General features: G+C 58.5%; 10 protein-coding genes. 3 read left to right on the top strand and 7 right to left on the bottom strand.

Features of this window, described 5'->3' with window-relative positions:
- Window positions 1-37: 37 nt before the first annotated feature.
- From JAO29_RS16715 to JAO29_RS16705, 3 genes are all read right to left on the bottom strand, one after another.
- Entirely contained in the window at window positions 38-295 is a 258-nt protein-coding gene (locus JAO29_RS16715) for a PqqD family protein (RefSeq protein ID WP_334269391.1), read from the bottom strand.
- Between the two features lie 227 nt (window positions 296-522).
- Window positions 523-1,965, bottom strand: coding sequence for a hypothetical protein (locus JAO29_RS16710; RefSeq protein ID WP_334269390.1), 1,443 nt, complete (start codon window positions 1,963-1,965; stop codon window positions 523-525).
- Between the two features lie 738 nt (window positions 1,966-2,703).
- The gene (locus JAO29_RS16705) at window positions 2,704-3,018 is read right to left on the bottom strand and encodes a hypothetical protein (RefSeq protein WP_334269389.1); all 315 of its coding nucleotides are present in this window, start codon (window positions 3,016-3,018) and stop codon (window positions 2,704-2,706) included.
- A gap of 309 nt (window positions 3,019-3,327) precedes the next feature.
- Here JAO29_RS16705 and JAO29_RS16700 point away from each other — a divergent pair, with 309 nt between their 5' ends.
- The 3 genes from JAO29_RS16700 (at window position 3,328) to JAO29_RS16690 (ending at window position 5,404) form a co-directional block, all read left to right on the top strand.
- Window positions 3,328-4,260: a tyrosine-type recombinase/integrase gene (locus JAO29_RS16700; protein WP_334269388.1), complete on the top strand. Its 933-nt coding sequence runs from the start codon at window positions 3,328-3,330 to the stop codon at window positions 4,258-4,260.
- 68 nt (window positions 4,261-4,328) lie between these two features.
- Entirely contained in the window at window positions 4,329-4,985 is a 657-nt protein-coding gene (locus JAO29_RS16695) for a DUF1016 N-terminal domain-containing protein (protein WP_334269387.1), read from the top strand.
- Window positions 4,910-5,404, top strand: coding sequence for a PDDEXK nuclease domain-containing protein (locus JAO29_RS16690; RefSeq protein ID WP_334269440.1), 495 nt, complete (start codon window positions 4,910-4,912; stop codon window positions 5,402-5,404). The genes JAO29_RS16695 and JAO29_RS16690 overlap by 76 nt, the downstream gene beginning before the upstream one ends.
- 572 nt (window positions 5,405-5,976) lie before the next feature.
- Here JAO29_RS16690 and JAO29_RS16685 read toward each other — a convergent pair.
- The 4 genes from JAO29_RS16685 to JAO29_RS16670 all read right to left on the bottom strand — a co-directional run bounded on the left by JAO29_RS16685 (window position 5,977) and on the right by JAO29_RS16670 (window position 11,767).
- A complete protein-coding gene (locus JAO29_RS16685) occupies window positions 5,977-6,990 on the bottom strand; it encodes an HAD family hydrolase (protein ID WP_334269386.1) in 1,014 nt (337 codons plus the stop codon).
- Window positions 6,991-7,018: 28 nt separating this feature from the next.
- Window positions 7,019-8,332, bottom strand: a complete 1,314-nt coding sequence (locus JAO29_RS16680; RefSeq protein WP_334269385.1) for a formylglycine-generating enzyme family protein — start codon at window positions 8,330-8,332, stop codon at window positions 7,019-7,021.
- A gap of 21 nt (window positions 8,333-8,353) precedes the next feature.
- On the bottom strand, window positions 8,354-10,741 hold the full coding sequence (locus tag JAO29_RS16675; RefSeq protein WP_334269384.1) for a hypothetical protein: 2,388 nt from the start codon (window positions 10,739-10,741) through the stop codon (window positions 8,354-8,356).
- Window positions 10,742-10,825: 84 nt separating this feature from the next.
- Window positions 10,826-11,767 (bottom strand): SphA family protein, encoded by a 942-nt coding sequence (locus JAO29_RS16670; RefSeq protein ID WP_334269383.1) that lies wholly within the window; start codon window positions 11,765-11,767, stop codon window positions 10,826-10,828.
- Window positions 11,768-11,789: the final 22 nt, after the last annotated feature.

Below are 11,789 nucleotides of genomic sequence, written 5' to 3'. Positions count from 1 at the left end.
ACAACGGTATCCTGTACTGTCATGTCCATGCTCTTCGTCAGCTACCGAGGTTGTGTTTCCGATTGAGCGCTTCAAAGAAGTCGCGAACATCGCGCTCGACGGTCTCAAGCTCTTGGCCGGTTTCGCGTGCCAGATGTGAGGCGATGGTTTCGATCGTCTCTCCACGTTCGATTCTTTGCCACACGTAGGCACCCGTCCGATTGAGGGTCGAAATGACACCCCGTTCAACGTCGAGAATGGCAGCACCGTCTTGATTGGCTGCTGTATGAAGGTGAGGGCATTCGTTCGGCATCATGCTTCTCCCGCTATCGGAACTCTCATGTGGTCTCGATCGTGGAGAAGAGCTTAGCCTGAAGGAAGCATCATACGAGGAACAATCGTATGTCTTGGCCAAACTTACTCTCGCCTGTTGCAGTTGCAGGAGTTGATCCGCAGATCAGCGATTCTCGCTCGCGGTGGTGCGCGCTCCTGCTGGCCAAAGTTACACCGGATGCCAATAGAATCACGAAACGCGACGACCACCTACACTGGCACAGCGACTCCCGAGACGAGGTGCAGCTGAGAGAGTTCGTTCTGCGAGAATGTGATCGCTTGACTGTCGCCATCTGACTTGGGCCGGAGGGCATACCGATTTCCTTCGCGCTGCAGATAGCCGCAGAAAATCTCTGCACCTCTGCGAAGTGCGTAGATTGGGCGACTCCAACCGGTCTTCCTGGTCTGCGTTTGCAACTCCGGTATACCGCTTACATTTTCGATCAGCAGGAGCGATCCCGGCCGGATCGAGGGATCGATGCCAGGGATTGCGCCGCCCCGCGGTAGCCGAATGATCCGGTTATCCCAGGATCGCAGCTGCGGAAATTTCATGGACAAGAGAAGCGGCCACTCGACAAAATCCTTTCGCAGCGCTGTCCAGCGCTCTCTTGGGACGGGAGGAACTGCACGGTGTGACAGATCGGACAGGTCTTTCAGATGGCGCGCTCGGAGAAGCGTGTCCAGAGAGTATCGGTCCTGATCGGAAGGAGGGGGACGGCGCCCCCGCAGGGAGTCCGTATATCGTGCCACGTTCGCCAATGCGAGCTGCATGAGTGCATCAACATGAGGCTGTGATGGGGTGGGGTGGCGATAGCGCCGTTCGGTTCGGCCGCTGATCTTCGTGTGGAATACCGCCTCCAGTGTTTCGCGGACACGCGATACGTCTTCTCTCGACCGCTGAAATCGGTCGTGTTTGGCGGCGAAGAGTCGATCCATCGACGTATGTTCCCAGGGCAGGATCAAGGGTGCGCCGTACGGTCCAGAGGGCAGCGGGCCTAGTAATGCATAATCAGGCATTGGGAGAGCAAGCGCAAACATGCGTATTCTTCCCGCGATCCGAACACCACCTGGATATGGAAACTCCTGCGGGCCGGTGTAGGTTCGTTCCGGAACTAACAACAAAAGCTTGGCATGCGTCACAACGCAATGACTGACCCGATATCCATTGCCAAATTGAAGCAGATAGATCGATCGTGGATCTGGATGCCGTCGCTCTTCATCACCGATGGGTTCAACCATCGCGATGGCTCCGGGCGGAAGACTGCTCCCAAGACTATCTTCCGTCCCCACCTGAATATAGAACGTACCCGGCCGTTGCCATTCCTCTCCTTCCAATGCGCGAATCGGAACATGCGTTTGCCATTCAGAAACGAGCTCATGAAGGACCGCATTCCTCGCAAACGCCTCATGGTTTCCAAGCTCTAACGGCAGTTCCACGAGAAGGTCGCGTTCAAAGGGATAGGACTCAATGATCCGGGTACGTCCGCTATTCAAGCGGAAGTCGTATCTCCGGAGCTCTTCCAGGTCGTAACCAAAGACGCGATGTGCTCCATCGAGGGTCAGCGAGAACGTATCCGCAACTTCGAGAACCGTATTGAGCGTAGGATGCGCTTTGATCCGAGACAGATTCGAAAGTAGGTTCTTGGTGACCACTTCCCGCCGCTCTTGGGCGCGACGCTCTTGGTCACTCGATGGCGTGACGTCCCGGAATAGGCCTCGGAGGTGGCCCAATGTGTCAGCGATTTGACTGCGCGGAACCGAGGTGTACACGACGAGCATTCTCCTCAAACGTTCTCTGCATGGGAGTGCAAGGTCTACAAATGACAATACGGAAGAGTGCGCGCCGCCGGAAGCGTCTCGGCTTCTGGGTGGAAAGCATCACTCCTTTCGCACATTGTGGCGCACATCGGTCGCTATATCAATCTGAAGTATGGATGCTTGAATCCTAGTCGAGGACGCGAGGGTGAGAGCTTGCCTGCGGAGACGGTCACTGGTTCGAGCGCACAAACAACTAGTGGCCCACCGAGGCTGCTGTCCAAAGTGCAAATGAGGTGGACGGTGCGATCGGCACTGCCCTCCACCAATAAGGCCGAAGGCTAGGCGGCGTTTTTCTGCGCAGTCGAGTAGCTTCTGAGACGGGCTAACCGAAAGTCGATTCAGTTTCTAGAGTCGCCACTAAACGGAAAGTAAAACGTCACGAAGATACGAAGGCGTCCCTGTACTTCCTAACAGGTTCAGTTCCGATTGCGCTGTTCGCCGCTGGCCATACTCTGGGTTTTCCATGATGTAGGCGACAAACATCAGTCCAACGGATCAGAGCGCAGAGTATTGGATGATCTTGAAAGCTTTCATCCTTGGAGCGCAATCTTCCGGCCATGGCCATGGAATAGATCACCTGAACCCATTCCCCCGTAGATGAACAGCGTCATGATGTAGGCGCGCGATAGGAACCCATCCCGCGACGAAGTAACCCACGATTGAGACCAGCATGAGCCGTGCGATTCGTTCGATCTCTTCTGCAGGTAGAGGTTGTGGCTCGTCCAACTCCGTCGTGAGGTGCAGCGGGGTCTTGCTTTTGTAGTCGGGCCAGGACACATCTTCCAGCAGAACAGGCGAGTCCTCCATTCTCCTAGCGGACGCAGTTCCGGTTCCCGGCCAGTCAAGCCGCGCCGCAGGCTCTCGCCTCACTCCCAAGGCCTCGATCATAATAATAGAATTCGTCTTCTTCCCACAGACTGCAGCTTCTTTGATCCGGAACAGACGGATGCATCCCGAATGGTAAGAAGAACGAACATGACCCACCAGAAGAGCCCGAACATTCCCAGCTCGGCGGCGCCGACGACTACAGGGGTATGGGCGGTGGTGAAGAACTTAGCGATTTAGGGAAAGCTTCCAGCGGCTTACACAGTGAGCGCGCTCAGTCTCGCCGCACCTTCGGTTGCTGCCTTGCTTAACCCTTTCGTTTCTGTCTGATGACCAAACGACAATGTCAATTGTCGTAGGTATCATGGTTTCATGGCCAACGAGCTCATTTTGGCGCCTCCGCCCTCGGAAAGCAGGGAAGGGGAGCCTCTGGTCCTTACCCCGGCCCAGCTTTTGCTGCGGAAGAGGGTACTAGACTCGGTCTCTTCCTCCCACAGCCGGCGGAACTACGCCAAAGCTCTGGATGAGCTCTTCCGGTTCTCTGCCAGCCGACCTCTCTCCCGCGAGCTGCTGCTGGAGTGGAGGGCGTCGATGGAGTCGCTCTCCCCGTCTACTATTAATGTCTGGCTGTCGGCGATGCGGAAGATGGTCGAGGAGGCCAGGCGTGCGGGCGTCATCGGAAAAGAAGAAGCGGCTAATCTGACCGATGTTCCCAACATCAGCCAGAGGGGAACTCGCCTGGGGAACTGGCTGACCCGGGAGCAGGCCAAGGAGCTCCTGGCCATACCCAATCGCTCGATCCTCAAAGGCAAGCGCGACTATGTGATCCTGGCGCTGCTCGTCGGCTGCGCCCTCCGGCGAAACGAGCTGGCCACTCTCGATGTCGAGATCGTCCAGCAGCGGGAGGGTCGCTGGGTCTTGGCTGATCTCGAAGGGAAGGGAAGACGCGTTCGTACCGTCGCCATTCCAATCTGGGTAATGAAGGGGATCAATGCCTGGAGGACCGCGGCCGGCATCGAAGACGGCAGACTGCTTCGTTCGATCTCCAAAGGCGGAAAGATCGGAGACAGTCTGAGCGACTGGGCTGTCTGGTCCGTAGTTGAACAGTCATCGAAGCAGATCGGAATCGAACGCTTTGGAGCCCATGATCTCCGCCGTACCTGCGCCAAGCTGTGCCGCAAGAGCGGCGGGGACCTTGAGCAGATCAAGTTTCTGCTGGGGCACTCTTCGATCCAGACGACGGAGCGGTACCTGGGGTCGGATCAGGAGATCGTTGTGGCGGTGAATGATAATTTGGGATTGTGAATGGTCCCGAGCTGACCGCTGAGGTTTTCATTCTGAGAACGGTATATGGAGGAGAATAGGTTATTGCAATGAATATCGGTCCTCTTCTTCCGGAAAACTATACAGACATCCATGAAGGGATCGTTGAGCTCCTTGGCACAGCTCGTGCTGCTTCGGTCCGCACCTTAAACGCATTGATGACTGCGACCTATTGGGAGATCGGCCGAAGAATTGTTGATTCGGAGCAGGCTGGACAGCAACGCGCAGAGTACGGAGAGGCACTGATCCAGAGGTTGGCTGCTGACCTTACACCGCGTTTTGGTAGGGGATTTGGGTGGCGCAATCTCATGCAAATGCGTGCCTTTTTCATCGCCTGGCCACCGGGGAAGATTTTGCAGACACCGTCTGCAAAATCTGTTGCCTTGCCCGAACTGGCTAAGCAGTTCCCGTTACCCTGGTCAGCTTACGTTCGACTGATTTCTGTCAAGAATCCCGAGGCACGCGTCTTCTACGAGGCGGAAGCTCTGCGTGCTGGCTGGTCCGTTCGACAACTTGATCGTCAAATTAGTAGCCTATTCTACGAAAGAATAGCCTTGTCAAAGAATAAGGCAGCGATGTTGGAAAGGCCGAAACCACCCAGTCAAGCGATGTCGCTAGCCCGGAAGAGGCGATCAAGGATCCGTTTGTCCTCGAGTTCCTCGATCTCAAGGATGAATACTCGGAGTCAGATATGGAGGAGTCGCTGATCAAGCACCTCACTGATTTCATGTTGGAATTGGGAGACGACTTCACCTTCCTCGGCCGCCAACGAAGGCTTCGCATTGATGACACTTGGTTTCGCATTGACTTGATCTTCTTTCACCGCCGCCTCCGCTGTCTCCTTATTGTTGATTTGAAGGTCGGCAAGTTCAGCTACGCTGACGCTGGCCAGATGCACCTCTATCTTAATTACGCCCGAGAGCACTGGATGAAGCCAGGAGAGAATCCCCCGATCGGCCTTATTCTTTGTGCGGAAAGGGGTGCGGCTGAGGCACACTATGCACTCGACAACCTTCCCAACAAGGTACTCGCCGCCGAGTTTCAGACAGTTCTGCCCAACGAAAAGCTCATTGCTGAAGAGCTGGAGCGTTCACGCCGAAAGCTGGAAGAGCGGGCCACATTTTAAAAGGCTAAACTCGACAGCGAACCAACGCTCGTTTGTTAATCGTTCTCATCCCCGAGCAAGTGTTTTGTCTGACAGGCGGAGTGATAGCGAATACCTGGAGCTGCACGCAGCTTTTTCCATCGCCTTGTGCGCGCCAGGAGCAGCGCTCCTCAGAAAGGCTTGGTTTCCTTGCTCAAGCGTGGAGCGCAGAAGAAATTGCTCTGTTGTTAGTAGGGTGGGCGTGGCGGGCGGAATCGACGGTCAGAGGGTGACGGAATAATCTCCCCTCGACATCTCGCATCTTAGAGAGTGGAAAGTCAAAGGCGGAGGTGCTTCCGGTGTGTGGTCGATACGGTCGGCGCGAGGATAAACAGAAGATCGCGAACACTTTCGCGCGAAGCCAGAACCGGCTGAGCTGCCTATGCCGGACTCGGACTACAATATCGCGCCGATAACACACCAGCCATCATTCGTCCAGAGGTCAGGCTTGAGCACGTTTCGGAGCGAGTGTTGAACGTGAAGCGTTTCGGAAGAGTGAAGCCCCATACATCAACTCGCTGTCGCGCTCGCCTGTTTCGTTCGAAGAATACGACTTACGGTGCAACAGCGGGAAAGACATTCTTCCAATCCGCCTTCATATCGATCACGACCCACTGCTTCGCCTTCGCCTCATCTAGGGCCTTGGCCAGCCTTCCTATCTTCGACTCGCGATCGTAGGCATACTCGCGGTCTGCGTCCGTGTGATGCACCAGCACCGCCAAGCGTGCCCCCGGCCCCGCCGCCGCATACTCCAGCATCTGCTGGTCTCCGTCTGAGTTGCCAAACGCCGCGATCGGACGCTTGCCGATAAACCTACCGATATTCACAGGTTTCCCCGGCCCGTCGTCGATCGAGTCCACTTGCGGCAAACGCATCAGCATGCCTTCTTTGAACTCCGTCTTGATCTGCGAACCCACAACCTGCTCGCGCGGGATGCCGTAGGTCTTGTCCGTCCACGGACGCATGAACTCCTGCTCGCCGCCTGAGACGATGAACGTTTTGAAGCCGTTCGACCGCATGTACTTCAGCACCTCCACCATCGGCTGGTAGATGCATTGCGTGTACGGCCGCTTGAACCGCGGATGCTGCGCCACTCCAATCCACGCCGTCACCGTCTTGCCAAAGTCCTCCGTCGTCATTCCCGTATGCGTCACCACCAGGAGCTGCATCAGCCCCTTCTCCCCGCTGGCTGCCATCGCCTTCGCGTCGTGGTTCAGCACCGCCGCGAACGGCTGCTTCGTCTTCCACTCCGGATGATCGGGTGCCATCTGCTGCACACGCTCTAAAGTGAAGATCGCCTCGGTGTAGTTCGGCTGCTCCACCCACAACGTGCCATCGTTGTCGAAGGTGGCTATGCGGTCGCCCTCCGGCACGAAGTTCGGCCCACCCTCCTTCGTCACCTGGCTCACGAAGTCGATGATTGCCTTCTTCGTCGGTCCCTCGTTCCACGACGGTAAGGGATCGGTGCTCACAGCCTCCCTGATCGCCTTCGTGTGGGGCGCCTTCTCGCACCCGGTCAACAGCAAACCGACTCCGACCGCCGCCGCCATCAGCCCCTTCGATCGCATTAACATTCCTTCTCCCTCTCTGAAGTTGTTATTGTCCCGAAGTCATGCCGCCCTTTGCTGCCGTCGCGGCAGCGTTCGCTCCCGCCTCTTTAACGCATCGAAACCCAAGGTGATTTGTGCCGGTGTCCACATCGCCCTTGCCCCGTGTGCCCACCATGTACCGCGAGCAGTATTGATCCGTGCACAGGTACGACCCACCGCGATGCACCTTCTTCTTGTGGTTTCCCGGCTCCGAAGGGTCCCACGCGGTGTTCGGTCCATGCGGATTGCGCGCCACCCCCATTGCGTTCAGCTGCTTGTAGTAGTCCGGACGATACCAGTCTGCCGTCCACTGCCAGACGTTTCCGGCCATGTCATACAGGCCATAGCCGTTGGCGGCATAGTGCCCCACCGGTGCCTCCCCCATGTAGCCGTCCTCCGCGGTATCCGTATCGGGAAAGTGCCCCTCGTACGTGTTCGCCATGAACTTGCCCTTTGGCTTGAACTCGTCTCCCCACACATACGGCTTGCCCGCAAGTCCCCCGCGCGCCGCAAACTCCCACTCCGCCTCGGTCGGCAGGCGCTTGCCCGCCCACTTCGCGTACGCCTGCGCATCCTCATACGCCACCTGAACCACAGGGTAGTTGCCCTTGCCCGCAATGCTCGATTTCGGGCCCTGCGGATGCCGCCAGTTCGCGCCCGGCACATAGGTCCACCACTGGAAATAGTCATTCAGCGGCACCGGGTGGTCCGGTGGCGAGAAGACCACCGACCCCGCCACTAGGTTCTCAGGCGGCGCGCCTGGATAGTCCTCCGGCCTGGGCTTGCGTTCGGCCACCGTCACATATCCTGTCGCCTTCACAAATCTCTCGAACTCCGCGTTCGTCACGTCCGTCCTATCCATGAAGAATCCATCGACATACACGCGATGCACCGGACGCGAGTCCAGCGTCGCCTTCATGCCGACATCATTCATGTCCATTCCCGCAGGCTCCTGCGCCCCCATCGAGAACTCCCCGCCAGAGATCCACGCCATCCCCGACGGGGCCTTCATCGGAGCAGCCGCCGCATTCGCCACCGTAGGCCCGAAGACCACTTTGTTCTCCGCGGGCATCGACTCGTGATGCATCCCGTCGTGGTCCATCGGCGCAGGCGTACTCGAAGCAGGCGCAGACGGTGTATTCGCCGTCGCGGCCACGCCAGGGTCCGTGCCGCTCTGTGCCGCCGCCGGCCCGATCTTCGCCCCGCCCGGCCGCTTCACCACCACCACCGCGGCCGCCACCGCCGCCACCAGTACCAGCCCCACAATCAACGGCGTCTTCGTCGTCGGAGCTTTCTTCACCGAAACCTTCGCCTTCGCCATAACCTCAACTCGTTTCCTTGCCTACCGGTGGAATCTCCCGCCCCCGCCGCCACGATGAAAGTTCTGGAACCGTCCCGACTGCATCTGCCCACGCTGTCGCGCCGCGCTTGAGCGGTCCAGCCCCTGCATCGTCCCATTGCCGTACAGCGACGGTGCACGCGTCTCGGTGCCCAGGTTACCGCCGGCGTTCTGTACATTCTGCCCCGCACTGGGATGATTCTGCTTATAGGTCTGCACGTTCTGCTGCGCATTCGGATGGTTCGTGTTGAGCTTCTGCTGCGCCTGCTGCTTGGCTGCCGAAGTGTCCACCGTGTTCCAGTTTCCGTTGTTGTACTGGCTCCAGCTTCCGTTCCCGTCCTTGCGATAGACATTGCCGTCATTGCCCGCGTACGTGTTATTCGCGCCGCGTACCACCGTGCCATTGGCTCCTCGATAGGCTGTGCCATGCTGCCCGGTCGACGTGCGATAGCCCGCAGCCGTCCCGTTGGCCGTCGTCACATGCCCCGACTGTACCCAGTTGCCGTTACGCGAGGCGACAGACGAGCCCCACTGCGAATAGGCATTATGCCCCTGCGAGGTGGCGGCATATCCGCCCGTCCACGGGTTGTACGCCGAGGCCACCGTCCGGCCGCCATACCATCCCTGCACGCTCGCCGATCGACCGTAACGCCCTGTCGCCGGGTTGTACCACGCCGAGCTGCCCGCCGCTCCATAGGGCCCATACACCGCGCGGCCCCCGGCCCACCCGCCGTTCCAAGGGTTGTAGACATACCCCGCGCCGTACGTCATTGGCCAAGGACGATAGATCGGATACGGTCCTCCCCAGTAGATGTATGGCGGGTAGTACCATCCCGACCCATACACGATCGCAGCGCCCACCGCCGCGCCCAGGATAAACATCCCGAAGTAGCCCGCCGTCGTGCTCGACTCTACCGTCGTCGCCGTCGGGTTCGTCTGCGTCACGTACGTCACGTTGTACACCGGAGAGCTTGGAGGAATCGTGTAGATCTCCTTTGGCACCGAGTCCGCCGTCTTCCACGGCCCGTTCGGCGAACGCGACATGAACCACACCCCCTGGAAGCACAGATAGTAGAGGTCGCCGTCCTTGATCACCTTGTCCTGCGTATTTGTTGCATACTGCAAACTCGTCGGCTCGATCGGCTTGAACTGCGGCGGGCCATCATAGGTCACCTTCGCCTTCGCCTCGACCTCGGCACGGTTCACCGTCACCGTCGTTGGAATCTGCGCCAGCATCACTGCGTCCGCCGCTTGGATCGTCCCGGGCACCGATGCCAATACGCGCCCCTTCTCCGACTCCTCCGGGATCTTTGTAAAGTCCTGCGGCAACCTGTCGCTCGCATACGTCCACGGCCCGTTCAACGTGGTGCCGCTGAACCATCGCCCCGACAGCAGCACGTAGTACAGCTTCGCGGAGTCATCGAGGAAGATATCGTTGTCCGTGTTGGTCACATAGAGCAGCCGCGTCCCCGCAACCCGCGTATACACCGGTGCCCCGCGCAGCTGTAGAAGCTCCGCCGGCGTCTGACTGTAGAAGATGTGCGGCGCCGCATCCGTCCCCTGCGGAGGTACGAACTTCTTCACCTCGTCGAAATTCTCTCCCGCCGGCAGCTTCGCCATGTCCTTCGGCAGTGTCTTCGTCGCCACCCATGGCCCCCCCGGGTTCTTCGACGTCATCCAGAGATTGTTCACCAGAAGGTAGTAGTCGCCCTTTGACTTCTCGAAGAAGAGATCCCAGTTCGTGTTCACCACAAACTGCAGGTCCGTCTTCTCGATCGGCGTCAGCACCGGCTTCCCTTCGACCATCAGCAACACCGCGGGCGAGTCGCTGTAAAAGATGTGCGGCGGATCATTCTTCAGATCCGCCGCTGTCTTATACGGCGTTTGCCCCGCCGTCACATCGGCCATCAGGCGGTCCAGCGCAATCGGCTCCGGTTCACTAGGCGCCGTCGCTCGAAAGGTTACTTCGAGCTGTTTCTCCTGCGTAGCCTCCACACCTGAGAAACGCACGCTGGTGTACTTCAGGTCATGCAGGTAGACCGTCCGTGTCTCCTGGTCCACGGTTGTTCCCGCCTCCATCGACACCACGCCGAGCGCGGGCTTCGCACCCGCCGAGGGCGTCAGCGAGAACGCCATCCGCGCCTTCACCACCTTGTAGTCGTCCCAGCTGTCGACCTGCGGCTGGTAGTAGACCAGCGTCACTCCGTTCTTTGCGATCTGCCGCGGCCATCCCGGATCGCTCTCCGGCTGCCGGGTTATAGGTGCTGGCGCGGCGGAAGTCGCTGGCGCGGTTGCTGCCGTCTGGGCGGTGACTGCTGTGGATGGCCCTATAAGGGAGGCAACGGAAAGTCCTGCTACCAGCCTGCGCAACAAACCTAGCAACATCGCCATTCCTCCGGTCTTTCACCCTGCCATGCACTCGCTCCAGGGCGGGCAAATCATACGCTTATTCCTTCGTTCGCAGAGATCTTCTGCTTAGTGGTGCGACGGAGGAAAGATATTCAGCCATGTCAGCCCGATGGCATACACATCGCCTTGAGTCTTGGACTGCACGGCAAACTGCCTCTCATAACGGAAGCTGAGGCCGAAGTGTTTCATCGGGTTGGTGTATTTGAACTCCGGCCCGATACCGAAAGAGCGGTCGAGAGTTCGCGATCCGAGGATGCTGGCATCCGATCCCGAGTCCTCCGAGAGCTTGTGGTACACATACCCTGCCGCGCCGAGATTGATCTTGTACTGATCGAACCTGTGGCCCAGGCTGTACTCCACGTTCATCATCGGCCCGGCCTTCAGGTCCTGCCCAGTCTTGCTTTGATTGATCTCCCACGTCGAAAGCACCGAGGCGTTCCATAGCTTCTTCTTGTCGAATGAGTAGCTCATACCTGCCTGGATCTGGTGCTCCCAGAAGCCAAGACCCTTGTTCAGCGACTTCGCAGGATCGTAGTCGCCCGTCGGTGCATAGAATCCATAGTTGACCAGGAAGTTTGCCTTCCCCTTCTCCCACCCTAGAACCACCGGCGCAAAGTAGAGGTCCGAGACGCCCGCCTCCTGAACGTTTGTGTTCAACGCATCGAACGCGACGCGCGTATTGACGACCGGGATGATCACCGCAATCCCGTATTCGGCGCCGAGGATCTTCTTGTGCGTAGTCACCTGGTACGCCACATTGTGCGCGACTACGTTCAAATCTGCGTTCAGCAGCGTCTGGCCGCTCGGCCCCTTGAACGAGTTAATCGCATTCACATAGGGCAGGTACGCAACATACACTCCCGGAGGAGCCCCCGACCCGTTGTCCAGCCCCGTAATGCCTTGGAGGTAGTGCCCGTTCTGCTGCGCCTCGATTCGACCTGCAAAGATCAACGATACGATCAATGCGACCAATGACGTCTGCCGACGTCGGAAACTGCCGAATGACATAAACCCAACTCCAAAGTTGGCT

The organism is Edaphobacter sp. HDX4 (assembly GCF_036877565.1).
In the GTDB taxonomy this organism is placed as follows: domain Bacteria; phylum Acidobacteriota; class Terriglobia; order Terriglobales; family Acidobacteriaceae; genus Edaphobacter.
Note: the sequence above shows the minus strand (reverse complement) of the source record. Positions and strands in the feature narration are given on the sequence as shown.